We start from the raw sequence: 22704 nt of genomic DNA, 5'->3' as shown, positions 1-22704 counted from the left end.
AGTACCCCGTGTACTCCGGGGCGTCGTGTTCCCCGGCCATTGTGCGGAGGCCGGGGATTCGATCGGATTCACTGCAAGGCATTGCGGCGATGTGAGGACGGGACAATGGGACGACTCTTCGGTACGGACGGTGTGCGCGGTGTGGCCAACCAGGGGCTGACGGCGGAGCTGGCGCTCGGTCTGTCGGTCGCGGCGGCGCACGTGCTCGGTGAGGCGGGGGCCTTCGACGGCCACCGGCCGGTCGCGGTCGTCGGCCGTGACCCGCGCGCCTCGGGCGAGTTCCTGGAGGCCGCGGTCATCGCGGGCCTGGCGAGCGCCGGCGTCGACGTACTGCGGGTCGGAGTGCTCCCCACCCCGGCGGTGGCCTACCTCACCGGCGCGCTCGGCGCCGACTTCGGCGTGATGCTGTCCGCCAGCCACAACGCCATGCCGGACAACGGCATCAAGTTCCTCGCCCGCGGCGGCCACAAGCTGGACGACCGCATCGAGGACGCCATCGAGGCCCATTTCCACAAGCACGCGGCGGGCGGTGAGGACTGGAACCGTCCGACCGGCGCCGCCGTCGGCCGGGTCCGCGAGTACACCGAGGGCTTCGACAAGTACGTCGCCCACCTCATCGGCGTGCTGCCCAACCGCCTGGACGGCATCCGGGTCGTCATCGACGGCGCGCACGGCGCGGCCGCGTACGTCGCCCCCGAGGCCTTCGCCCGGGCCGGTGCCGAGGTCGTGCACACCCTGGGCGCCGAGCCCACCGGCCTCAACATCAACGACGGTGTCGGCTCCACCCACCTGGACCGGCTGCGCACCGCCATGCGCGAGTACTCGGCGGACCTCGGGATCGCCCTGGACGGCGACGCCGACCGCTGCCTGGCCGCCGACGCGGCCGGCGACGAGGTCGACGGCGACCAGATCATCGCGATCCTGGCCGTCGCCATGAAGGAGGCCGGCACGCTGCGCCGCAACACCGCCGTCGCCACCGTGATGTCCAACCTGGGCTTCAAGCTGGCGATGGAGCGCGAGGGCATCGACCTGGTCGAGACCTCGGTCGGCGACCGGTACGTGCTGGAGGCGATGAAGGAGCACGGCTTCGCGCTGGGCGGCGAGCAGTCCGGCCACGTCATCCTGCTGGACCACGCGACCACCGGCGACGGGACGCTGACCGGCCTGATGCTGGGTGCCCGGCTGGCCGCCACCAAGCAGCCGCTGGCGGACCTGGCCGCCGTGATGACCCGCCTGCCGCAGGTGCTGATCAACGTCAAGGGCGTCGACAAGAGCCGGGTCGGGACCAGCGAGGAGCTGGCCGCCGCGGTGGCCGCGGCCGAGGCCGAGCTTGGTGCCACCGGCCGGGTGCTGCTGCGTCCGTCGGGCACCGAGCCGCTGGTCCGGGTGATGGTCGAGGCCGCCGACGAGGCGCAGGCGCAGTCCGTCGCCGGGACGCTCGCCGAGGCGGTGCGCAGCTCGCTGGGCTGACGGCCCCGGACACCGGAAGGCCCCCGCCGCGGAGGATCGCGGCGGGGGCCTTCCGGCGTGCGCTCAGAGCTTGCGCAGCAGCGCCCGGCGGACCTTGTGGTCCGAGCCCTTCTGCAGGACCAGGGTGGCGCGGCCGCGGGTGGGCCGCACGTTCTCCAGCAGGTTCGGACGGTTGATGGTGCGCCAGACCTGGCGGCCGTACTCCATCGCCTCCTCCTCCGGCACCTCGGTGAAGCGGCGGAAGTAGGAGCTCGGGTCCTGGAACGCGGTCTGCCGCAGCTTGCGGAACCGGTCCAGGTACCAGCTCTCGATGTCGTCGGTGCGGGCGTCGACGTAGATCGAGAAGTCGAAGTAGTCGGCCACCGCGAGGCGGGTGCGCCCGTCGCTGCCGGGCAGGGCCGGCTGGAGCACGTTCAGGCCCTCGACGATGAGGATGTCCGGGCGCTCCACGGTGAGGCGCTCGTCCGGCACGATGTCGTAGACGAGGTGCGAGTAGACCGGCGCGGTGACCCGCTCCTTGCCGGCCTTCACGTCCGCGACGAAGCGGGTCAGCGCCCGGCGGTCGTACGACTCGGGGAAGCCCTTGCGGGCCATCAGGCCGCGCCGGCGCAGCTCCGCGTTCGGCAGCAGGAACCCGTCCGTGGTGACCAGCTCGACCCGGGGGTGCTCCGGCCAGCGGGCCAGCAGCGCCTGGAGCAGTCGTGCGGTGGTGGACTTGCCGACCGCGACCGAACCGGCCACCCCGATGATGAACGGCGTCCGGGTGCGTTCGGTGTCCGGGGTGTCCAGGAAGGTGCCCAGCGCGCCGCGCAGGTCGTGGGTGGCGTGGATGTAGAGGTTCAGCAGCCGGGACAGCGGCAGATAGACGTCCCGGACCTCGTCGAGGTCGAGTGCGGTGCCGAGACCCCGCAGCCGTTCCACCTCCTCCGCGGACAGTGGCAGCGGCGTACGCTCGCGCAGCGCGCTCCACTCGGCCCGGCTGAGGTCCACGTAGGGGGACGGCGAGGGGCCGGGGGTGATGTCGCCCCGCGTACAGAGTTCGGTCAGCACATGCTCCATTGTGGGCCGTAGCGCCGTTCGCGGTGGCTGTGGTGTCGGTCACGGCCGGTGGGCGAACCGTGCGAATGGGGCGTCCGAAGCGCCCTTATGCTGGCACGCATGTGCGGAATTGTTGGATACGTGGGCTCCCAGCCCGCCCTTGATGTTGTAATCGCAGGCCTGCAGCGACTGGAGTACCGGGGTTACGACTCCGCCGGTGTCGCGGTGCAGGTGCACGGCTCCGACGGGCAGTGGAGCCTCGCCACCGACAAGCGGGCCGGCAAGCTCGCGAACCTGGAGAAGTCACTCGCCGAGACCCCTCTTCCCGGCGGCACCACCGGTATCGGCCACACCCGTTGGGCCACCCACGGCGGTCCGACGGACGCCAACGCCCACCCCCACCTGGACGACGCGGCCAAGGTCGCCGTGGTCCACAACGGCATCATCGAGAACTTCGCCCAGCTCCGGGCCGAGCTGGCCGAGCGCGGCCACACCCTGCGCTCGGAGACGGACACCGAGGTCGTCGCGCACCTGCTCGGCGAGCTGTACGAGGGCGACCTCGCGGAGGCCATGCGCGCGGTCTGCCGCCGGCTGGAGGGCGCCTTCACCCTCGTCGCCGTGCACGCCGACGCCCCGGACGTGGTGGTCGGCGCCCGTCGCAACTCGCCGCTGGTGGTCGGGCGCGGCGAGGGCGAGAACTTCCTCGCCTCCGACGTGTCCGCGTTCATCGCGCACACCCGCGAGGCGATCGAGCTGGGCCAGGACCAGGTCGTCGAGCTGCGCCGCGAGAGCGTCACGGTGACGAACTTCGACGGCACCCCGGCCGACGTGCGCGAGTACCACGTCGACTGGGACGCCTCGGCCGCCGAGAAGGGCGGCTACGACTACTTCATGCTCAAGGAGATCGCCGAGCAGCCGAAGGCCGTCGCCGACACCCTCCTCGGCCGGATCGGCACCGACGGCCGGCTCACCCTCGACGAGCTGCGGATGTCGGACGCCGACCTGCGCTCGGTCGACAAGGTCGTCATCGTCGCCTGCGGCACCGCCTTCCACGCGGGCATGATCGCCAAGTACGCGATCGAGCACTGGACCCGGATCCCGTGCGAGGTCGAGGTGGCCTCGGAGTTCCGCTACCGCGACCCGATCATGGGCCCGGGCACGCTGGTCATCGCCATCTCGCAGTCCGGCGAGACCATGGACACCCTGATGGCGCTGCGCCACGCGCGCGAGCAGGGCGCCAAGGTGCTGGCGATCTGCAACACCAACGGCTCGACCATCCCGCGCGAGTCGGACGCGGTGCTGTACACCCACGCCGGTCCCGAGGTGGCGGTCGCCTCGACCAAGGCCTTCCTGACCCAGCTGGTCGCCTGCTACCTGGTCGCGCTGTACCTGGGCCAGGTGCGCGGCACCAAGTGGGGCGACGAGATCCTCGCGGTCATCAAGGAGCTCGGCGACGCGCCGAAGCAGGTCGAGCAGGTCCTGGAGACCATGGAGCCGGTGCGCGAGCTGGCCCGCTCGCTCGCCGACGCCAAGTCGGTGCTGTTCCTCGGCCGGCACGTGGGCTTCCCGGTGGCCCTGGAGGGCGCGCTCAAGCTCAAGGAGCTGGCGTACATGCACGCCGAGGGCTTCGCCGCCGGTGAGCTGAAGCACGGCCCGATCGCGCTGATCGAGGAGGGTCTGCCGGTGGTGGTCGTCGTGCCGTCGCCGCGCGGCCGGTCGATCCTGCACGACAAGATCGTCTCCAACATCCAGGAGATCCGGGCCCGCGGTGCGCGCACCATCGTGATCGCGGAGGAGGGCGACGAGGCGGTCGTCCCGTACGCGGACCACCTGATCCGCATCCCGGTCACGCCGGTGCTGCTCCAGCCGCTGGTCGCCACCGTGCCGCTGCAGGTCTTCGCCTGCGAGCTGGCCACGGCCAAGGGCCACGAGGTCGACCAGCCGCGCAACCTGGCGAAGTCGGTCACCGTCGAGTAGTCCGGACCCGCTCCGTCCCGGGGCCCCTGCGGTGGCTGCGTCCTACCGCAGGGGCCCCGTGTCGAGCGTGAACGAGAACGGGGCGGGCAGGTCGAGGGGCTTGCCGAACTCGACCTGGGTGTGGACGGTGTAGTCCTCGCCCTCAGGGCTGGCGAACAGGGTGACTTTGCGCTCGCTGCGGTCGACCAGCAGGTAGCAGGGAATGCCGGCGGCGGCGTAGCCGTGGCGCTTGGGCCCACGATCCTTCTGGGGGTTGGTGGACGTCACCTCGAACACCAGCAGGACACCGGTCGGCAGAGCCCACGGATCCGCGTCGATGAAGTGGTCGACAGGGCCCACGGTGCCGTCCGGGATGTATCGGCCCGTGGGCGTGATCAGGCCCTTGTCGGGCACGAGGTCGAGGTCCGTCGCGGCCTTGCGAAAGAACTGCTTGGCCAGCAGCGAGAACGTCGTCCCGTGCGATCCGTCCGGCGGTGGCGTCACCGTGATCTCCCCTTCGACGAGCTCGGCCTTGAAGCCCGGCGGCGTGTCCAGTGCCAGGAATGCCTGGAGGACGTCGTCCCGGCCCAGTGGGTGCTCGACTGCCGGCATGGCGACCATGGCCCTTCTCCCTCCTGCTGGTCCGTACCGAGCGACACGGTAGGGGTGCGGACCGGGGCCGGTGGGGGATCGAAGTGGGTGTCACTCGAAAGTGTGCCGCAGGCCCGGCCCCCGTGGGGCCGGGACGCGGGCTAGCGTCGGTGTCAGCCGACCGCCGAAGGAGTTCCGTCATGCGCCACGCCCATCGCGTCGACGTCGTCCGTGCCGCCGAGGCCGAGCTGATGGCCCGGCTCCCCGAGGGCACACTGATGCGGCGGGCCGCCACCGGGCTCGCCGTGACCTGCGCGCGGCTGCTGACCCGCCGGCGCGGCCGGGTGTACGGCAGCCGGGTGGTGGTGCTGGCCGGCAGCGGCGACAACGGGGGCGACGCGCTGTACGCGGGCGCGGACCTGGCCCGGCGCGGGGCGCGGGTGACGGCGGTGCTGCTCGCCCCGGCGCGGGCGCACGGCGGCGGGCTGGCGGCGCTGCGGGCGGCGCACGGGCGGGTGGTGGTGGAGCAGGAGGTCGGCCTGGCCGACTTCTCGCGCGCGGACCTGGTGCTGGACGGCATCGTCGGCATCGGCGGCCGGGGCGGGCTGCGGCCGGAGGCCGAGCCCTACGCGCGGGCCGCGCGGACCGGGGTGGTGGTCGCCGTCGACGTGCCCAGCGGGGTGGACGCCGACACCGGGGAGGTCGCGGGGGCGGCGCTGCGGGCGGACGTCACGGTCTGCTTCGGCACCTACAAGCCCGGGCTGCTGATCGACCCGGGCGCCTCGTACGCCGGAGCGGTGCAGCTGGTGGGGATCGGACTGGAGCTGCCGCCGGCCGGGGTGACGGCCCTCCAGCACGCCGACGTGGCCGCCCTGCTGCCGGTGCCGGGGGCGGAGAGCGACAAGTACCGGCGCGGCGTGGTCGGGGTGGCCGCAGGTTCGGCGCGGTACCCGGGGGCGGCGCTGCTCGCGGTCGCCGGCGCGCTGCGCGGCGGCGCGGGCGCGGTGCGGTACGTGGGGACGGCGGCCGAGGAGGTGGTGCGGCGCTTCCCCGAGACGCTGGTCACCGAGGGCGGTCCGGCCGGGGCCGGCCGGGTGCAGGCCTGGGTGGTCGGACCCGGCGGCGGCGAGGGTGCCGGGCGGGCGCTCGCGGAGGCGCTGGCGGCGGACGTGCCGGTCCTGGTCGACGCGGACGGGCTGACCGAACTGGCCCGGCTCGGCCCCGGCGCGCTGGCCGGGCGGACGGCGCCGACCCTGCTCACCCCGCACACGGGCGAGGCGGCCCGGCTGCTCGCCGGGGCCGGGGCCGGGAGCGACGGCGGCACCCGTTCGGAGCAGTCCCGCCCGCCCGCCGCCGACGAGCTGGCGGCCGCCCGGCTGGCCACCGCGCGCCGGCTCGCGGCGGCCTACCGGGCGACGGTGCTGCTGAAGGGCTCGACCACCGTGGTCGCCGATCCTTCCGCCGCCGTGCGGGTGAACCCGACCGGCACCGCGTGGCTGGCCACGGCCGGCAGCGGGGACGTCCTGGCCGGGCTGGCCGGCTCCCTGCTCGCCGCGGGCCTGTCCGCGCCGGACGCCGCCGCGGTGGCGGCCTATCTGCACGGGCTCGCCGGCCGGCGCGCCGCCGGCGTCCCCGGCGCCCCCGTCACCGCGGCGGAGGTGGCGGCCGCGCTCCCGTCGGCCTGGAACGACGTCCGCGCCGGGGCGGTCCCGGGGCCGCCCCGGACGGCGGGTGGAACCGGCGCCTGATTCGTGGGCGTCCGGAAGGGGGTGGCGGGTCGCGGGGGGCCCCGGGTGCGGGCGGCCCGGGGCGGCGAGCCGAAGGGCCGTTCGGCGAGGACCTCGGGACGTCTGGGAGACTGACCCTGATGACAACTGCGAAGACGACCGTGATGGCCGGTCTCACCGAAGGCGTACGGGCCGAGGCGACCATCGATCTCGCCGCCCTGCGCGGCAACCTCGACGCGCTGCGCGAGCGTGTCGGCGGGGCCACGGTGATGGCCGCGGTCAAGGCGGACGCCTACGGCCACGGCGCGCTGCGCTGTGCCCGGGAAGCGGTCGCCGCGGGAGTCGGCTGGCTGGGCACCGCGACGCCCGAGGAGGCGCTCGCGCTGCGCGCCGGCGGGGTGGGCCCCGAGCAGGCGCGCATCCTCTGCTGGCTGTGGACCCCCGGCGGGCCCTGGCGGGAGGCGCTCTTCGCGGACCTCGACATCTCGATCAGCGGCGACTGGGCGCTCGCCGAACTGCTCGCCGCCGTCCGCGCCACCGGCATCCCGGCCCGGGTCCACCTCAAGGCCGACACCGGCCTCGGCCGCAACGGCTGCCAGCCGCACGACTGGCCCGAGCTGGTCGCCGCCGCGCGCCGCGCCGAGCTGGACGGCCTGCTGACCGTGGTCGGCGTCTGGTCGCACTTCGCCGCCGCCGACGAGCCCGGCCACCCCTCGATCCAGTTGCAGCTGGACGCCTTCCGGCTGGCCCTGGCCTCCGCCGAGGCGGCCGGGCTGCGCCCCGAGGTGCGGCACCTGGCCAACTCGCCGGCCACCCTGCTGCTGCCGCAGTCGCACTTCGACATGGTCCGCACCGGCCTCGCCATGTACGGGCTGTCGCCGGTCCCCGAGGTGGGTTCGCCGGCCGACTTCGGCCTGCGCCCGGTGATGTCGCTGACCGCCCGGCTGGCGCTGGTCAAGCACGTGCCCGGCGGCCACGGCGTCAGCTACGGCCACCACTACACCACCCCGGGGCCGACCACGCTGGGCCTGGTCCCGGTCGGTTACGGCGACGGCATCCCGCGGCACGCCAGCGGCATCGGACCGGTGCAGGTCGACGGCAAGTGGCGCACGGTGGCCGGCCGGGTGGCGATGGACCAGTTCGTGGTGGACCTCGGCGGCGACACCCCGCCGATCGGCGACGAGGTGCTGGTCTTCGGCAGCGGCGACCGGGGCGAGCCGACCGCCGAGGACTGGGGCCGCGCCTGCGGCACCATCTCCTACGAGATCGTGACCCGGATCGGCTCCCGGGTGCCGCGCCGCTACGTCGGCGGCCTGGACGAGGGCCTGCTCGGATGAGCGGGCCGAGCGACACCGACCCGGTCGCGACCCTCGGCCGGGCGGCCCGGGCCGTCAAGGCGGCCGAGGCGGCCACCGGGGTGAGCCGGGCCGGTCTGATCGGCATCTCGGTCGGCGTGCTCGCGGCCGGCGCCGCGGCCGGGGTGGCGATCGACCGGCTGACGGTCGGCCGGAGCACGCGCCGTCGGGCCCGTGCCGAGCTGGACGCCAACGCCCCGTACGGCTCGCTGCGCGGCCGCCCCCGCACGGTGGCCGCCGCCGACGGCACCGAGCTGTACGTCGAGCTGGACGGCCTCGACACCCCGGAGGGGGAGCGGGACGGCGCCGCCGAGCCGCTGACCGTGGTCTTCTGCCACGGCTACTGCCTCAACCAGGACAGCTGGCACTTCCAGCGCGCCGCGTTCCGGGACGGCGCCCGGCTGGTCCTGTGGGACCAGCGCAGCCACGGCCGCTCCGAGCGCTCCCGCTCCTTCCTGGCCGGCGAACCCGCCGGCATCGACCAGCTGGGCGGCGACCTCAAGGCCGTGATCGACGCCGTCGCGCCGACCGGCCCGCTGGTGCTGGTCGGTCACTCGATGGGCGGCATGACGATGATGGCGCTGGCCGACCAGCACCCGGAGCTGTTCCGGGAGCGGGTCGCCGGGGTCGCGCTGATCGGCACCCTGGCCGGGAACTGGGACGCCGTCACCTTCGGGCTGCCGGTGGCCGGCGCCAAGCTGTTCCGCAGGGTCGCGCCGGGCATGATGAAGCTGCTCGGGCGCCAGGTGGACCTGGTGGAGGCGACCCGCCGGCTCGGCGCGGACGTCAGCGCCGTCTTCTACCGGCGGTACTCCTTCGGGGCGAAGGACGTCGACTCGGGTGTGGTCCGGTTCGCCGAGCAGATGCTGGACGCCACCCCGATCGACGTGGTGGCCGAGTTCTACCCGGTGTTCTCCGCGCACGAGAAGACCGAGGCGCTGGCCGTGCTGCGCGGCATCCCCACCCTGGTGCTGACCGGGACCAAGGACCTCCTCACCCCGCCCGGCCACGGCGAGGCGATGGCCGAGCAGCTCCCGGGGGCCGAGCTGGTCCTGGTCCAGGACGCCGGGCACCTGGTGATGCTGGAGCGCCCCGACCTGGTCGACCGTCACCTGGCCGGGCTGCTCGACCGGGCCGCCCGCTTCCGCGGCGCGGCCCCGCTGCCGCCCCAGGTCGGCGAACCGGCGTAGCCACCGGGCCCGGGCCGCCCCGCACCCCGTGCCCCGGACGCCGCGGCACCGCCCGCGCCGTCGGGGCCCGGCGCGGGCGGTGCCGGGGATGTGGCACGGTAGCGGGGGCGCCCGAGGACCGGTGCGCCGCCGTACGGACCGAAGGGCTTGATTCGCGCATGGGCTCCCACGCCTCTCTCACCGTCGCCACCCCCGACCGGATGGGCCGGCTCGGCCGGGAGCTGGCCGCGCTCCTGCGGCCGGGGGACCTCGTGCTGCTCTCCGGCGAGCTGGGGGCGGGCAAGACCACGCTGACCCGGGGCCTCGGCGAGGGTCTCCGGGTGCGCGGGGCGGTCACCTCGCCGACCTTCGTGATCGCCCGGGTGCACCCCTCGCTGGTGGGGGGCCCGGCGCTGGTGCACGTCGACGCGTACCGGCTGGGCGGCGACCTCGACGAGATGGAGGACCTCGACCTCGACGTGTCGCTGCCGGAGTCGGTGGTGGTGGTCGAGTGGGGCGAGGGCAAGGTCGAGCGGCTCTCGGAGAACCGTCTGGAGGTCCGGATCGGACGCGCGATCGGCGCCGAGGCGGCCGGGGACGACCTGGACCCGCGGCAGGTGGAGCTGACCGGCGTCGGCACCCGTTGGGACGGCACCGATCTCACCGTGCTGGCCTGACCGCGCCGGCCCGGGCCGCGCGGGGCGGAGCACGGCCGAGCCGCGCCGGCCGCCCCGGACGGCCCGGCGGGGGCGGCCCCGCCGTGTCACGGTTTGCCGACAGGCTGTCGGGAAGATGTTGCGATCGAGGACCCGGGCGTGGTGGGATGGTTCTTGAGGTTAGGTCTGCCTAACTAGGAGGCGCCATGCCGAGCACCACGCCCGCCCCGGAGCGCGCACCGCGCGGGACCGGGGCCGAGGAGCCCGCCCGCCGTGCCGCGGGGGAGCCGATGCGGGCCCTGCTGGCCGCCTGTGCGGCGGCGGAGGCGGTGTCCACCCCGCCCGAACGCCGTCCGGCCTCCCCTGCGCTGGGCGAGGGGCCCGGGACGTCCGGACCGTCACCGTCGAGCGGCGGCGCGCACGAGACCCGCCGCGCCGCCTGAGACCGGTCCCGCCCGGTCAGGGGATCACGACGACCTTGGTGTCCTTGGGCGCGAAGTCCCAGAGCAGCTGGCCGTCCGCGCGGCTGCTGCGGATGCCGCCGGTCTTTCCCGCCGAGGCGGCCGGGGAGGACGCGGCGGCGGTGGGCGCCGGGGCGGCGGGCGGAGCGCCGGTGCCGCCGTCGACGGCCGCGCCGAAGCCGAACACCACGCCGTTCTGCTGCGCGAAGCGCACCACGTGCTCGATCTGCTTGCCGTCGGTGCCGGTCCCGGACTGGGTCCGGCTGTACACGGGGTAGCTGCCGGGAGCCGGCTCGACCGTGCCCGGGGTCACCGGGAAGGCGGCCACCACCTGCGGCGTCTTCTTCGGGTCGATCAGCCAGACGTAGTGGGTGCCGACCGAGTAGACGACCCGCAGCCCGGTGCCGGTGCCCGCGGTGGGCAGGACCGGCACGGTCGGGGTCGGCGCGGCGGTCGGGGTGGCCGAGGCGGCCGGTCCGCCGGTGGTGGCGGCCGTGCTCGTGGTCGGGCTCGCGGCGACCGCGCGGTCCTGCGCGCCGTTGGCCTGGAAGGCCAGCAGGCTCACCACCGCCAGGGCCCCCAGGGTCAGCCCGGTGACCACCACTCCAGGACCCATCTTCGCCACGTGCCGCTCCCACCGCCGTCCCAAAACCGTCGGCCCCATCGTGCCAGGTTCGCCCGTCCGGTCCGCATCGTGTCGGACGTGTGTTCCGGAGCCGGTCCGGTTTTCGATCGGGCGGAGCACGTGCCCCGGCGGGGCGGGCCCGGAACGGGCACCGGCGGACCGGTCTAACCTTGACCCGTGCTGCTGCTCGCGTTCGACACCGCTACCCCCGCCGTCACGGCCGCCGTCCACGACGGATCGACCGTCCTCGCCGAGACCGACCAGGTCGACGCCAGGCGCCACGGCGAACTCCTGATCCCCGCGATCGACCGGGTGCTCCGGGAGGCCGGTGTCGACCGGCACCGGCTGACCGACATCGCGGTCGGCGTGGGCCCCGGCCCGTACACCGGCCTGCGGGTCGGTCTGGTGACCGCCGCCGCGCTGGGCCACGCGCTCGGCCTGCCGGTGCACGGCGTCTGCACACTGGACGCGATCGCCCACGCGGCCCGCGCCGAGGGGTTGGCCGGCGAGGCGTTCACGGTGGCCACCGACGCCCGCCGCAAGGAGGTCTACTGGGCCGCGTACGACGCCGAGGGCCGCCGGACCGAGGGCCCTTCGGTGGACCGTCCGGGTGAGCTGACCCCGCCCGCGCGGTCGGTCGGCGCCGGTGCGCTGCTCTACCCGGACACCTTCCCGGGCGCCCACGGCCCCGAGCACGTCTCGGCGGGCGCGCTCGCCGCGTTCGCCGCGGCCGAGCTGGCCGCCGGCCGGGCCCTGCTGCCCAACGCCCCGCTCTACCTGCGCCGTCCGGACGCCCAGGTGCCGGCCGGCTACAAGGCGGTGCTCCCGGCGTGACCGGCCCGAGCACCGCCGGTCCGGGCACCGCCGGTCCGGGCACCGCCGGTCCGGGCACCGCCGGTCCGGGCACCGCCGGTCCGGGCACCGCCGGTCCGGGCACCGCCGGCCCGGGCACCGCCGGTCCGGGCACCACGGGCTCCGGTGCCGCCGGTCCGGCCGACCGGGCCCCCGCCGCCCGGCTGCGCCCGATGCGCTGGTGGCACATAGCCCCGGTGCTGGCGCTGGAGCTGGAGCTGTTCCCGGAGGACGCATGGTCCGCCGGCATGTTCTGGTCCGAGCTGGCCGAGGCCCACCCCGGCGGCACCCGGCACTACACCGTCGCCGTCACCCCGGACGGCGCGGTCGTCGGTTACGCCGGACTGATGGCGGTGGGCGGCGACGGCGACGTGCAGACGATCGCCGTCGACGGACGCCACCAGGGCACCGGGCTGGGCGCGGCGCTGCTCACCGACCTGGTCCGGGAGGCCGCCCGGCGCGGCTGCGCGGACCTGCTGCTGGAGGTGCGGGTGGACAACACCCGCGCGCAGCGGCTCTACGAGCGCTTCGGGTTCGAGCCGGTCGGCATCCGGCGCGGCTACTACCAGCCGGCCGGCATCGACGCGCTGGTGATGCGGCTCGACCTCGCGGCCGCCGCCGACCGGGTCACCCCGGCCGACCACGTCGCCCCCGCCGACCGCACCACGTCCGCCGCCCCGGCCGCGGCCCCCGAAGACCTCGACGAACCCGCGGACCGTCCGCGACCGGATGTGAAGAAGGACACCCCCCATGGCTGACGAACCGCTCGTCCTCGGCATCGAGACCTCCTGCGACGAGACCGGCGTCGGCATCGTGCGCGGCACCACCCTGCTGGCCGACGCGGTGGCCTCCAGCGTCAACGACCACGCCCGCTTCGGCGGCGTCGTCCCCGAGATCGCCAGCCGCGCGCACCTGGAGGCGATGGTCCCGACCATCCAGCGCGCCCTGGACACCGCGGGCGTCAGGGCGAGCGACCTGGACGGCATCGCCGTCACCGCCGGACCGGGCCTGGCCGGCGCGCTGCTGGTCGGCGTGAGCGCCGCCAAGGCCTACGCGTGGGCCCTCGACAAGCCGCTGTACGGCGTCAACCACCTCGCCTCGCACATCTGCGTGGACCAGCTGGAGCACGGCCGGCTGCCCTCCCCGACGATGGCCCTGCTGGTCTCCGGCGGGCACTCCTCGCTGCTGCTGAGCGAGGACATCACCACCGACGTCCGCCCGCTCGGCGCGACCATCGACGACGCCGCCGGCGAGGCCTTCGACAAGGTGGCCCGGGTGCTCGGCCTGGGATTCCCCGGCGGCCCGGTGGTGGACCGCAGGGCCCGCGAGGGCGACCCGAAGGCGATCGCCTTCCCGCGCGGCCTGACCGGCCCCAAGGACCCGGAGTACGACTTCTCCTTCTCCGGGCTGAAGACCGCCGTCGCCCGCTGGGTGGAGGCGAAGCGCCGGGCCGGCGAGGAGGTGCCGGTGGCGGACGTCGCGGCGTCCTTCCAGGAGGCGGTCACCGACGTGCTCACCCGCAAGGCCGTCAAGGCCTGCAAGGACAACGGCGTCGACCACCTGATGATCGGCGGCGGCGTCGCGGCCAACTCCCGGCTGCGCGAGATGGCCCAGCAGCGCTGCGACCGCGCCGGCATCCGGCTGCGGGTGCCGCGTCCGGGCCTGTGCACCGACAACGGCGCGATGGTCGCCGCGCTCGGCAGCGAGATGGTCTGGCGGGACCGCGCGCCGTCCTCGCTCGACCTGTCGGCGGACTCCTCGCTGCCGGTCACCGAGGTCCACGTGCCGCACACCGACTTCCACGGACAGGCCTACCAGGCCCTGACCGGGCAGCAGCGGTGAGCGCCACCACCGCCGCGATGTGGGAGGCCAGGGCCGCCGACGGCCGGGCCGCCGAGCTCTCCGACTGGGTCCGGGGGACGGCGCTGCCCGCGCTGCGGGGCTCGGCCGGGCTGCTCCGGACCGAGCTGCTCACCGCTTCCGGGGACCGGGTGCTGCTGATCACCTGGTGGTCCGGCGAGCCGGTCCCGGTGCCGGAGCCGCCCGCCGCCCTGCTGGGCCGTCCGGTGCACCGCTGGTCCTTCACCAGCGAGCATGTGGAGTAGCCGCTCGTAGCCGTTCGCACGTCCGGGCGGGAACCGAACGCCGGGCCGTTACCGTGCTAGCGATCGAGGTCGCTGAACGGGAGCGGGGAGCACGGCGCGGTGAACAGGCACGTACGGAGCAGGACGACGGTGTACGCGGCGGGGGCGCTCGCCCTGCTGGCCGCGGCCACCGGGTGCACGAGCGACGCCGGCAGCGGCGCGGCCTCGGCCGCGCTGGTCCCGGCGAGCGGTTCCCCGGCGGGCGGTGCCGCGGCGGTCCCGTCGCGGTCCGCGGGCCCGTCGCCGACCGCCTCCCCGACCGCCTCCCCGACCGGTGGCGGCCCGGCCGCCGGGGACGCCGCGGCCTGGGCGAAGTGGCACCTCGCGCCGCTGCCGCCGGCGCCGCCCGCACCCGCCGACAAGCCGGTGAAACTCGCCCGGACCGGGCCGGTCCCGGTGTTCAGCGAGGTGAAGACCTCCGACAAGGTCGTCTTCGTCACCATCGACGACGGTGCCGAGAAGGACCCGAAGTTCGTCGAGATGCTGACCGACCTCAAGGTGCCGGTGTCGATGTTCCTGACCCGCGACATCGTCAAGGACGACTACGGCTACTTCAAGCGCCTCCAGGCCCTCGGCAACCACGTCCACAACCACACCGTGGACCACGCCCAGCTGAGCAAGGTGCCGCCGGAGAAGCAGAAGTCCGAGATCTGCGACGCCCAGGCCGCGCTCACCCAGCAGTACGGCACCCCGCCGCTGCTGTTCCGCCCGCCGTACGGGGACGGCGCCAACACGCCCGCGCTCAACACCGCGGTGCAGCAGTGCGGGCCGAGGGCGGTCGTGCTGTGGCGCGAGTCGATGCAGATCCACGACATGCAGTACCAGGCCGCGGACAAGAAGCTGCGGGCCGGCGACATCGTGCTCGCCCACTTCCGGGGCCCGAAGGACCTCAAGGGCGAGACGATGACGCAGATGTTCGGCGAGCTGCTGGCCCGGATCCAGGAGCAGGGCTTCGCGGTGGCCCGGCTGGAGGACTACATCGAGGCGCCGGCCGCCTGAACGGCCGCGGCCGGTCCGGTGACGGGGTGGCCGAGCATCATCAGCGGGCCGTTGTCGGTGCGGCTGAGGACCACCGTGACGGAGTTCGGACCGCTGGGACGCAGCTGGCGGCGCAGTTCCTCCGGGGTGATCGCCATTCCGCGCTTCTTGATCACCACCGTGCCGACCTTGCGCTCGCGCAGCAGCGCCTTGAGCTTCTTGATGTGGAACGGCAGGACGTCGGTCAGCTCGAAGGCGTGCGCGTACGGGGTGTCGACCAGCTCGTCGGAGGTCAGGTAGGCGATCTTCGGATCGATCAGCCGCCCGTTCACCAGCCCGGCCACCTCGGCGACCAGATGGGCGCGGATCACGGCGCCGTCCGGCTCGTACAGGTAGCGGCCGACCGGTCCGGCCGGGGGGTCGGGCAGATCTCCGCCGGTGAGGCCGGCCCGCTGCGGCAGCAGGGTGGCGCGGTGCGGGTGCCCGGCCCGGGTGCCGAACCAGAGCACCGCCTCCTTGACGTCGCCGTGGTCCGAGACCCACTCGGCCTCGGCGTCCTCCGGGACGGCCTCGTGCGGGATGCCGGGCGCCACCTTGAGCGCGCCGACGGGGGCCCGGCGGCCGGCCTCGATCGCCCAGGAGAGCGGCGGGGCGTACGCCTCGGGGTCGAAGACCCGGCCGCGCGCGGTGCGCCGGGCGGGGTCGGTGAAGACCGCGTCGTAGCCGGTGACGTCGACCCCGGCCACGTCCGCGCAGCGCACCTCGACCAGGTCGGCCAGGCCCAGGGCGGCGGCGTTGGCGGCGAGGGCGGCGCAGGCGGCCGGGTCCCGGTCGACGGCGAGCACCTCGATGCCGGCCCGGGCCAGGGCCAGCACGTCGCCGCCGATGCCGCAGCAGAGGTCGGCCAGCCGCTTCACCCCCAGCCCGGCGAACCGTGCGGCCCGCCACTCGGCGACCTCGCGCCGGGTGGACTGCTCGACGCCGTTGGGCGTGAAGTACATGAGATCGGCGTCGGCGCCGAACTTGGCCCGGGCCCGCTGCCGCAGCCTGGCCTGCCCGAAGGCGGCCGACACCAGCTCGGCGGGGTGCTCCTTGCGCAGCCGGGTGGCGAGTGCCAGCTCCTCCTCGGGCGCGAACTCGCGCAGTTCGGCGAGCAGGGCCTGGCCCCGCTCGGTCAGCAGGGCCCGCAGGTCGTCGTTCTCCACCCGCTCATTCTCCCCGGTCACGGGCGGGCCCGGGCCGCGGGCCCGCGGGCGGGAGCGCGCGGTCGACGGGTGCGTCCGGCGGGACCGGCCCGCGTGGCGTTGGCACTCTGGTTGACTGAGTGCTAACGGCGGCCTATGGTCATCACTAGCACTCACCACCGGGGGAGTGCTAACGCGACAATGCGTGTCTGACCCCCGCGACGGCAGATCCGTGAGTTCGCCCCTACCCGTTAGAAAACCCCGTAATCTCCGAAGGGGAGCTCGGACGTGACCACCAGCAGCAAGGTTGCCATCAAGCCGCTCGAGGACCGCATTGTGGTCCAGCCGCTCGACGCCGAGACCACCACGGCCTCCGGCCTGGTTATCCCGGACACCGCCAAGGAGAAGCCCCAGGAGGGCGTCGTCCTGGCTGTCGGCCCGGGCCGCTTCGAGGACGGCCAGCGTCTGCCGCTCGACGTCGCCGTGGGTGACATCGTCCTGTACTCGAAGTACGGCGGCACCGAGGTGAAGTACCAGGGCGAGGAGTACCTGGTGCTCTCCGCGCGCGACGTTCTCGCCATCATCGAGAAGTAAAAAGCGTTCAGCCACGCCCCGGATCCGTGTCCCTAGTGACAGGGGCCGGGGCGTGGCTGTTGGTTCACGTAGTCGAGCGGCCCGCGACGGCCGCACCCCGAAGGAACAGGAAACATGGCGAAGATCCTGCAGTTCGACGAGGACGCCCGCCGCTCGCTCGAGCGCGGTGTCAACAAGCTGGCCGACACCGTCAAGGTGACCATCGGCCCCAAGGGCCGCAACGTCGTCATCGACAAGAAGTTCGGCGCCCCGACCATCACCAACGACGGTGTCACCATCGCCCGTGAGGTCGAGCTCGACGACCCGTACGAGAACCTTGGCGCGCAGCTCGTCAAGGAGGTCGCCACCAAGACCAACGACGTCGCGGGCGACGGCACCACCACCGCCACCGTGCTGGCCCAGGCCCTGGTCAACGAGGGTCTGCGCAACGTCGCCGCGGGCGCCGGCCCGGCCGCCCTGAAGAAGGGCATCGACAAGGCCGTCGCCGCCGTCTCCGAGCACCTGCTGTCGGTCGCCCGCGAGATCGAGGGCAAGGACGACGTCGCCGCCGTCGCGAGCCTCTCCGCCCAGGACACCCAGGTCGGCGAGCTGATCGCCGAGGCGATCGACAAGGTCGGCAAGGACGGTGTCATCACCGTCGAGGAGTCGAACACCTTCGGCGTGGAGCTGGACTTCACCGAGGGCATGCAGTTCGACAAGGGCTACCTGTCGCCGTACTTCGTCACCGACGCGGAGCGGCAGGAGGCGGTCCTCGAGGACCCGTACATCCTGATCAACCAGGGCAAGATCTCCTCCATCCAGGAGCTGCTGCCGCTGCTGGAGAAGATCCTGCAGGGCGGCACCTCCCGCCCGCTGCTGATCATCGCCGAGGACGTCGACGGCGAGGCGCTGTCCACCCTCGTGGTGAACAAGATCCGCGGCACCTTCAACGCGGTGGCCGTCAAGGCCCCGGGCTTCGGCGACCGCCGCAAGGCGATCCTCGGCGACCTGGCCGTCCTCACCGGCGGCACCGTGATCTCCGAGGAGGTCGGCCTCAAGCTCGACCAGGCCGGTCTGGACGTGCTGGGCTCCGCCCGCCGCGTGACCGTCACCAAGGACGAGACGATCGTCGTCGACGGCGCCGGTGACTCCGAGGCCGTGACCGGCCGCGTCGCCCAGATCAAGGGCGAGATCGCCAACACCGACTCGGACTGGGACCGCGAGAAGCTGCAGGAGCGCCTGGCCAAGCTGGCCGGCGGCGTCTGCGTCATCCGCGTCGGTGCCGCCACCGAGGTGGAGCTGAAGGAGCGCAAGCACCGTCTCGAGGACGCCATCTCGGCGACCCGTGCCGCGGTCGAGGAGGGCATCGTCGCCGGTGGTGGCGCCTCCCTGGTGCACGCCGCCAAGGTGCTGGACGGCGGCCTGGGCCTGTCCGGCGACGAGGCCACCGGTGTCGCGGTCGTCCGCAAGGCGCTGCACGAGCCGCTGCGCTGGATCGCCCAGAACGCCGGCCTGGAGGGTTACGTCATCACCTCCAAGGTCTCCGAGCTGGAGCTGGGCCAGGGCTACAACGCGGCCACCGGCGAGTACGGCGACCTGGTGAAGGCCGGCGTCATCGACCCGGTCAAGGTCACCCGCTCCGCCCTGGAGAACGCCGCCTCGATCGCCTCCTTGCTTCTCACCACCGAGACCCTCGTGGTGGAGAAGAAGGAGGAGGAGGCCGACGCCGGTCACTCGCACGGCGGCCACGGCCACTCGCACTGAGGCCCGAAGCACTGACCGGAGGCCCGGTCCGCGCCCCGCTGGGGGTGGCGGGCCGGGCCTCCGGCGTTGCGGCGCGGACCGTGCCCGGGGCGGCCGCGACGGGGTGTTCCATCCTTCAACTATCAGTTGAATTTTGCTTGTTGCAAAGAATGTCTTATATCTTGGGGGCATGATCGAGGCCCGCCACCTGCGCGTCCTGCGTGCCGTCGCCCGCACCGGCTCCTTCTCCGCCGCCGCTCGTGAGCTGGGCTGCACCCAGCCCGCGATCAGTCAGCAGATGAAGGCGCTGGAGAAGTCCGTGGACACCCCGCTGGTGGTCCGTTCGGGCCGCGGGATGCAGCTCAGCGAGGCCGGCCGGGTGCTGCTCAAGCATGCCACCGGAATCCTCGCCGGGCTCTCCGCCGCGGAGGAGGAGGTCGCCGCGATCGCCGGACTGCGGGCCGGCCGGGTCCGGCTGGTGTCCTTCCCGACCGCCAGTTCCACCCTGGTGCCGCCGGCCGTCGCCCGGCTGCGGGGCACCCATCCGGGGGTCCGCGTGTCGCTGGTCGAGGCGGAGCCGCCGGAATCGCTGGCGATGCTGCGCGGCGGCGAGTGCGAGGTCGCCCTCGCCTTCCGCTACCCGCAGACCCCCGGTTCCGCCGCCGCACCGCTGTCCGCGCCCGCGCACGGCACGCCGCGGGAGGCGCGCGCCGAGGCCAATCTGGAGGCCCAGCAGCTGAGCGCCGGTGCCGACTGGTCCGACCTGGTGGCGACTCCGCTGCTGGACGACCCGCTGGTCGGCCTGCTGCCGGCCGGGCACCGGCTGGCCGGGCGCGGCGGACCGGTGGAGCTGGCCGAGCTGGCGCAGGAGCAGTGGATCGCCGGCTGCCCGCAGTGCCGGGGCCACCTGGTGGAGCTGTGCGCCGGGGCCGGCTTCGAGCCGCGGATCGACTTCGCCACCGACGACTACCCGGCGGTGGTCGGGCTGGTGGCGGCCGGCCTCGGGGTGGCGGTACTGCCCGGGCTGGCGCTGGAGTCGGTGCGCCCGGACGGGGTGGCGACGGTGGCGGTGCACGCCGCCTCGGGGGCGCCGGCGGTGCGGCAGGTGGTCGCGCTGACCCTGCCGGACCTCGCCGAGGTGCCGGCGGTGGCGCTGATGCTGGAGCGGCTGTCCGGGGCCGCGGCCGGCCGCTGACGCCGCCGCCCCGCCCGGCCGCCGCGGGGGCGGGCCGCCGGGCGGGACCCGGCCGACGGGGCCGGGCTCCGGACGGAGGTCACCCGGAGGGGTCGGAGGGCGTGCGGGGGCGCGGGGGAGGCCGGAGCGGGTCGACGGGGGCGACGGAGGCCGTAGGACGCCGGTGGAGACCGGTGGAGGCCGGTGAAGAAACGTTTCTTCTCGCCGGCGCGGAACCGGCCGCCTACTGCTGCGACACGCCCGGAGCGACCAGCGGCACCTCCACCAGGCGGTGGCGCGAGCGGCCCATCAGCTCCTCGCGCTCGTCCTCGGTGAGTCCTCCCCACACGCCGTACGGCTCGCGGACCGCCAGGGCGTGGGCGGCGCACTCGGTGCGGACCGGGCAGCGGGTGCAGACCTCCTTGGCGCTGGCTTCGCGTGAACTGCGGGCGGCGCCGCGCTCTCCCTCGGGGTGGAAGAAGAGGGAGCTGTCCACGCCGCGGCAGGCTGCGGAGAGCTGCCAGTCCCAGAGATCCGCGTTGGGGCCGGGGAGGCGGGAGAAATCTGCCATGGCTCATTCCCTTCAGAGGTCGTCGACCACGGGCCGGTCACCAGCGGGTCGCGGTGGAGTCGGCTCGGCGGGGCGTCCGGCGCGGTGTGGACACCTGGAAATATGACTTACGGCAACTACATGGACAAGTCACCCACAGAGTGGCACAACAGTCAATGACCATACAAAAGCTCTAAAACCGGGCAAAGTGGGCATGACTGTCGGGCCGGCAGTCGCCCGGCGCAAGCGTGGCAATCGGGTGGCCGACCGGCGCGCGGGGCGCCGCGCGGGTGTGCGGGTTGTACGCCCACCGCGCGCGAGCTGCGGAAAAGAGCGGCGTGTGCACCGCGATGCGGCTGATCGGTAACGGGTCGGCCACGTACAGTGGTGGAGATGGCCCTGAAGGCCGTAACTCATTCGAGTGACGGTCGTTGGAAGTGCGGAGGCGGTTAGCGGACGCCGGACGTCGGGAACGATCGCGGGGAACCTGGGCGATCAGCACGGAGTCTGACGCCGGTGGGCCGTGTCGGAGAGGTTCGTACCAGCCAGGAGGCTCAACGTGACGCGGATCAGCTGCGGAGGACGACAGTCATGACTTCCGTTCTCGTTTGCGACGATTCCCCGCTCGCCCGCGAGGCGCTTCGCCGCGCGGTCGCGACCGTACCCGGTGTCGATCGGGTCACCACCGCGACGAACGGGGAGGAGGTCCTCCGCCGCTGGGTGGCCGACCGCTCCGATCTCGTCCTGATGGACGTCCGGATGCCCGGCCTCGGCGGGGTGGAGACGGTCCGGCGGCTGCTGTCCGCCGACCCCGGTGCCCGGATCATCATGCTCACCGTCGCCGAGGACCTCGACGGTGTCGCGCTCGCGGTCGCCGCGGGTGCCCGCGGTTACCTGCACAAGGACGCCTCGCGCGCCGAACTGCGGGCCACCGTGACCCAGGCCCTCGCCGACCCGACCTGGCGGCTCGCCCCCCGCCGGCTGCGCAGCCCCGACATGGGGGCGGCGCCGACCCTGACGGCGCGTGAGATCCAGGTGCTGGAGGGCATGAGCCACGGCCGCAGCAACGCCGAGATCGGCCGTGAGCTCTTCCTCTCCGAGGACACCGTCAAGACCCACGCCCGGCGGCTGTTCAAGAAGCTCGGCGCCTCGGACCGCGCGCACGCGGTGGCCCTGGGCTTCCGGTGGGGCCTGGTCCGCTGACCGCCGGCGCCGCCGCCGGTTCCGGCCCGTTGGTCGCGACCGTCCGTGCGGAGGCGTGTGACGTTACGGCCCCGAGGTTGCACCATGGAGGGGTGGAGCACCTCGGGGACCAGCGGACAGGAACTGCGGCGAACCACGCAGCCGCGGGAGACTCGGCGGACGGCGCCGCGGACGGGACCGTCGGCGGCGGTGGGGCGGGAGGCGGTGCGGTGCAGGAGGGGCCGGTGGTGCGTACCGGAGCGGCACCGCATAACGTTCCGGTGCACAACTCCGGACGCGGTGCCGCGTTTTCCCGCGCGACCAGGCACCATGGACCGATGCGTGACGACGTGACCGGGTCTCCCGGTGAGGCGGACCCGGTGGAGGCCGAGCCCTCCGCGCCCGGGCCCGGCCCGGTGTACGCGGACCCGGCCGACGGGCCGGGCGCGCTCGCCGCGCTGGTCGCGGCCGCCGTCCGCGGCGAGGGCCCGGCGATCGACGCCCTGCTCGCCCACGTCCACCCGCTGGCGCTGCGCTACTGCCGCGGCCGGCTGGTCCGGCTGCCCGGCGGCGCCCGGCACCACGTCGACGACCTCGCCCAGGAGGTCTGCGTGGCGGTGCTCTGCGCGCTGCCCCGCTACCGGGACCTGGGCCGCCCGTTCGAGGCCTTCGTCTACGGGATCGCGGCGCACAAGATCGCCGACCTGCAGCGGGCCGCGATGCGCGGACCCGGACCGACCGTGGTCCCGCAGGACGACCTGCCGGAGGTCCCGGACGACGCGCTCGGCCCGGAGGAGCGGGCGCTGCTCAGCAGCGACGCCGCGTGGGCCAAGGAACTGCTCTCCAACCTGCCGGCCCGGCAGCGCGAGCTGGTGCTGCTGCGGGTGGCCGCCGGGCTCTCGGCGGAGGAGACCGGCGAGGTGCTCGGCATGTCGCCGGGCGCGGTCCGGGTCGCCCAGCACCGCGCCCTCAGCCGTCTCCGCGCGCTGGCGGAGGAGTCCTCCTAGCCGCCGGACCCTCTCCCGCCCCGGAGACGGGCGGGCGGCCGTCGGAATGAGTCATGGTGGGCGGGTGTTGTCAAGGGCAGCACGAGGTCCCGTTCGCGGTGCCAGTACGATGGGGTATCGGCGTCTGGGCGGGTCGCCAAAGTTCCGACGGTGCGCGTGGGGTTCCCCTGGAGGATCCTCCGATGGACACCGGGCTTTAGGCGGTCCGAGTGAGCTGATGACTGCGCCCCCACCCTCAGGGCGTGAGCGGATTAGGCCGGCCACGGAAG

The 22704-nt window shown here is 74.2% G+C and carries 22 protein-coding genes; 17 read left to right on the top strand and 5 right to left on the bottom strand.

The window, feature by feature from the left end:
- Positions 1-105: 105 nt before the first annotated feature.
- The gene (gene glmM, locus ACIPYS_RS18850; protein ID WP_400747375.1) at positions 106-1470 is read left to right on the top strand and encodes a phosphoglucosamine mutase; all 1365 of its coding nucleotides are present in this window, start codon (positions 106-108) and stop codon (positions 1468-1470) included.
- Positions 1471-1533: 63 nt separating this feature from the next.
- On the opposite strand, the gene coaA is transcribed toward glmM, so the two are convergent.
- Positions 1534-2529 (bottom strand): type I pantothenate kinase, encoded by a 996-nt coding sequence (gene coaA, locus ACIPYS_RS18845; protein ID WP_093861729.1) that lies wholly within the window; start codon positions 2527-2529, stop codon positions 1534-1536.
- A 99-nt stretch (positions 2530-2628) separates the two neighbouring features.
- On the opposite strand from coaA, the gene glmS reads away from it, so the two are divergent.
- Positions 2629-4485, top strand: a complete 1857-nt coding sequence (glmS, locus tag ACIPYS_RS18840; protein ID WP_093865071.1) for a glutamine--fructose-6-phosphate transaminase (isomerizing) — start codon at positions 2629-2631, stop codon at positions 4483-4485.
- A gap of 42 nt (positions 4486-4527) precedes the next feature.
- Here the strand turns inward: glmS and ACIPYS_RS18835 are convergent, their stop codons facing one another.
- The gene (locus ACIPYS_RS18835; protein WP_400747505.1) at positions 4528-5076 is read right to left on the bottom strand and encodes a Uma2 family endonuclease; all 549 of its coding nucleotides are present in this window, start codon (positions 5074-5076) and stop codon (positions 4528-4530) included.
- Between the two features lie 179 nt (positions 5077-5255).
- On the opposite strand from ACIPYS_RS18835, the gene ACIPYS_RS18830 reads away from it, so the two are divergent.
- From ACIPYS_RS18830 to ACIPYS_RS18810, 5 genes are all read left to right on the top strand, one after another.
- On the top strand, positions 5256-6803 hold the full coding sequence (locus ACIPYS_RS18830) for an NAD(P)H-hydrate dehydratase (RefSeq protein WP_400747372.1): 1548 nt from the start codon (positions 5256-5258) through the stop codon (positions 6801-6803).
- Positions 6804-6946: 143 nt separating this feature from the next.
- A complete protein-coding gene (alr, locus tag ACIPYS_RS18825) occupies positions 6947-8119 on the top strand; it encodes an alanine racemase (protein WP_400747503.1) in 1173 nt (390 codons plus the stop codon).
- On the top strand, positions 8116-9327 hold the full coding sequence (locus ACIPYS_RS18820; RefSeq protein WP_400747370.1) for an alpha/beta fold hydrolase: 1212 nt from the start codon (positions 8116-8118) through the stop codon (positions 9325-9327). The genes alr and ACIPYS_RS18820 overlap by 4 nt, the downstream gene beginning before the upstream one ends.
- 158 nt (positions 9328-9485) lie before the next feature.
- Positions 9486-9983: a tRNA (adenosine(37)-N6)-threonylcarbamoyltransferase complex ATPase subunit type 1 TsaE gene (tsaE, locus tag ACIPYS_RS18815; protein WP_093861733.1), complete on the top strand. Its 498-nt coding sequence runs from the start codon at positions 9486-9488 to the stop codon at positions 9981-9983.
- Between the two features lie 185 nt (positions 9984-10168).
- Positions 10169-10405, top strand: coding sequence for a hypothetical protein (locus ACIPYS_RS18810; RefSeq protein WP_400747367.1), 237 nt, complete (start codon positions 10169-10171; stop codon positions 10403-10405).
- A 16-nt stretch (positions 10406-10421) separates the two neighbouring features.
- On the opposite strand, the gene ACIPYS_RS18805 is transcribed toward ACIPYS_RS18810, so the two are convergent.
- Positions 10422-11039, bottom strand: coding sequence for a hypothetical protein (locus tag ACIPYS_RS18805; RefSeq protein WP_093865073.1), 618 nt, complete (start codon positions 11037-11039; stop codon positions 10422-10424).
- Positions 11040-11225: 186 nt separating this feature from the next.
- On the opposite strand from ACIPYS_RS18805, the gene tsaB reads away from it, so the two are divergent.
- The 5 genes from tsaB (at position 11226) to ACIPYS_RS18780 (ending at position 15043) form a co-directional block, all read left to right on the top strand.
- A complete protein-coding gene (gene tsaB / locus ACIPYS_RS18800) occupies positions 11226-11882 on the top strand; it encodes a tRNA (adenosine(37)-N6)-threonylcarbamoyltransferase complex dimerization subunit type 1 TsaB (protein ID WP_400747365.1) in 657 nt (218 codons plus the stop codon).
- 191 nt (positions 11883-12073) lie between these two features.
- Positions 12074-12658, top strand: coding sequence for a ribosomal protein S18-alanine N-acetyltransferase (gene rimI / locus ACIPYS_RS18795; RefSeq protein WP_400747501.1), 585 nt, complete (start codon positions 12074-12076; stop codon positions 12656-12658).
- Positions 12651-13742 (top strand): tRNA (adenosine(37)-N6)-threonylcarbamoyltransferase complex transferase subunit TsaD, encoded by a 1092-nt coding sequence (tsaD, locus tag ACIPYS_RS18790; protein WP_093861736.1) that lies wholly within the window; start codon positions 12651-12653, stop codon positions 13740-13742. The genes rimI and tsaD overlap by 8 nt, the downstream gene beginning before the upstream one ends.
- Positions 13739-14005, top strand: coding sequence for a hypothetical protein (locus ACIPYS_RS18785; protein WP_400747363.1), 267 nt, complete (start codon positions 13739-13741; stop codon positions 14003-14005). Before tsaD ends, ACIPYS_RS18785 begins: the two co-directional genes overlap by 4 nt.
- A gap of 99 nt (positions 14006-14104) precedes the next feature.
- The gene (locus ACIPYS_RS18780) at positions 14105-15043 is read left to right on the top strand and encodes a polysaccharide deacetylase family protein (RefSeq protein ID WP_400747361.1); all 939 of its coding nucleotides are present in this window, start codon (positions 14105-14107) and stop codon (positions 15041-15043) included.
- On the opposite strand, the gene ACIPYS_RS18775 is transcribed toward ACIPYS_RS18780, so the two are convergent.
- The gene (locus tag ACIPYS_RS18775; protein WP_093861738.1) at positions 15019-16227 is read right to left on the bottom strand and encodes a class I SAM-dependent methyltransferase; all 1209 of its coding nucleotides are present in this window, start codon (positions 16225-16227) and stop codon (positions 15019-15021) included. The two genes, ACIPYS_RS18780 and ACIPYS_RS18775, sit on opposite strands and share 25 nt — an antisense overlap.
- A 267-nt stretch (positions 16228-16494) precedes the next feature.
- On the opposite strand from ACIPYS_RS18775, the gene groES reads away from it, so the two are divergent.
- The 3 genes from groES (at position 16495) to ACIPYS_RS18760 (ending at position 19717) form a co-directional block, all read left to right on the top strand.
- Complete coding sequence (groES, locus tag ACIPYS_RS18770) at positions 16495-16800, top strand: co-chaperone GroES (protein ID WP_014136232.1); 306 nt, start codon at positions 16495-16497, stop codon at positions 16798-16800.
- Positions 16801-16914: 114 nt separating this feature from the next.
- Entirely contained in the window at positions 16915-18543 is a 1629-nt protein-coding gene (gene groL, locus ACIPYS_RS18765; RefSeq protein ID WP_093861739.1) for a chaperonin GroEL, read from the top strand.
- A gap of 169 nt (positions 18544-18712) precedes the next feature.
- Positions 18713-19717: a LysR family transcriptional regulator gene (locus ACIPYS_RS18760; RefSeq protein ID WP_400747358.1), complete on the top strand. Its 1005-nt coding sequence runs from the start codon at positions 18713-18715 to the stop codon at positions 19715-19717.
- A gap of 223 nt (positions 19718-19940) precedes the next feature.
- On the opposite strand, the gene ACIPYS_RS18755 is transcribed toward ACIPYS_RS18760, so the two are convergent.
- The gene (locus ACIPYS_RS18755) at positions 19941-20267 is read right to left on the bottom strand and encodes a WhiB family transcriptional regulator (protein ID WP_030393337.1); all 327 of its coding nucleotides are present in this window, start codon (positions 20265-20267) and stop codon (positions 19941-19943) included.
- Positions 20268-20837: 570 nt separating this feature from the next.
- Here ACIPYS_RS18755 and ACIPYS_RS18750 point away from each other — a divergent pair.
- Both ACIPYS_RS18750 and shbA read left to right on the top strand, forming a co-directional pair.
- Entirely contained in the window at positions 20838-21449 is a 612-nt protein-coding gene (locus ACIPYS_RS18750; RefSeq protein WP_014136228.1) for a response regulator transcription factor, read from the top strand.
- A gap of 317 nt (positions 21450-21766) precedes the next feature.
- Positions 21767-22435 (top strand): RNA polymerase sigma factor ShbA, encoded by a 669-nt coding sequence (gene shbA, locus ACIPYS_RS18745; protein ID WP_197698612.1) that lies wholly within the window; start codon positions 21767-21769, stop codon positions 22433-22435.
- Positions 22436-22704 lie beyond the last annotated feature (269 nt).

It is taken from the genome of Kitasatospora sp. NPDC089913, assembly GCF_044748625.1.
Taxonomy (GTDB): domain Bacteria; phylum Actinomycetota; class Actinomycetes; order Streptomycetales; family Streptomycetaceae; genus Kitasatospora.
This window is presented reverse-complemented; position numbering and strand designations above follow the sequence as displayed.

What these genes read in the sequence shown, in the direction of transcription:
- glmM (WP_400747375.1), top strand. Translation starts at nt 106, where the DNA reads ATGGGACGACTCTTCGGTACGGACGGTGTGCGCGGTGTGGCCAACCAG.
- coaA (WP_093861729.1), bottom strand. Translation starts at nt 2,529, where the DNA reads ATGGAGCATGTGCTGACCGAACTCTGTACGCGGGGCGACATCACCCCC.
- glmS (WP_093865071.1), top strand. Translation starts at nt 2,629, where the DNA reads ATGTGCGGAATTGTTGGATACGTGGGCTCCCAGCCCGCCCTTGATGTT.
- ACIPYS_RS18835 (WP_400747505.1), bottom strand. Translation starts at nt 5,076, where the DNA reads ATGCCGGCAGTCGAGCACCCACTGGGCCGGGACGACGTCCTCCAGGCA.
- ACIPYS_RS18830 (WP_400747372.1), top strand. Translation starts at nt 5,256, where the DNA reads ATGCGCCACGCCCATCGCGTCGACGTCGTCCGTGCCGCCGAGGCCGAG.
- alr (WP_400747503.1), top strand. Translation starts at nt 6,947, where the DNA reads ATGGCCGGTCTCACCGAAGGCGTACGGGCCGAGGCGACCATCGATCTC.
- ACIPYS_RS18820 (WP_400747370.1), top strand. Translation starts at nt 8,116, where the DNA reads ATGAGCGGGCCGAGCGACACCGACCCGGTCGCGACCCTCGGCCGGGCG.
- tsaE (WP_093861733.1), top strand. Translation starts at nt 9,486, where the DNA reads ATGGGCTCCCACGCCTCTCTCACCGTCGCCACCCCCGACCGGATGGGC.
- ACIPYS_RS18810 (WP_400747367.1), top strand. Translation starts at nt 10,169, where the DNA reads ATGCCGAGCACCACGCCCGCCCCGGAGCGCGCACCGCGCGGGACCGGG.
- ACIPYS_RS18805 (WP_093865073.1), bottom strand. Translation starts at nt 11,039, where the DNA reads ATGGGTCCTGGAGTGGTGGTCACCGGGCTGACCCTGGGGGCCCTGGCG.
- rimI (WP_400747501.1), top strand. Translation starts at nt 12,074, where the DNA reads ATGCGCTGGTGGCACATAGCCCCGGTGCTGGCGCTGGAGCTGGAGCTG.
- tsaD (WP_093861736.1), top strand. Translation starts at nt 12,651, where the DNA reads ATGGCTGACGAACCGCTCGTCCTCGGCATCGAGACCTCCTGCGACGAG.
- groL (WP_093861739.1), top strand. Translation starts at nt 16,915, where the DNA reads ATGGCGAAGATCCTGCAGTTCGACGAGGACGCCCGCCGCTCGCTCGAG.
- ACIPYS_RS18760 (WP_400747358.1), top strand. Translation starts at nt 18,713, where the DNA reads ATGATCGAGGCCCGCCACCTGCGCGTCCTGCGTGCCGTCGCCCGCACC.
- ACIPYS_RS18755 (WP_030393337.1), bottom strand. Translation starts at nt 20,267, where the DNA reads ATGGCAGATTTCTCCCGCCTCCCCGGCCCCAACGCGGATCTCTGGGAC.
- ACIPYS_RS18750 (WP_014136228.1), top strand. Translation starts at nt 20,838, where the DNA reads ATGACTTCCGTTCTCGTTTGCGACGATTCCCCGCTCGCCCGCGAGGCG.
- shbA (WP_197698612.1), top strand. Translation starts at nt 21,767, where the DNA reads ATGCGTGACGACGTGACCGGGTCTCCCGGTGAGGCGGACCCGGTGGAG.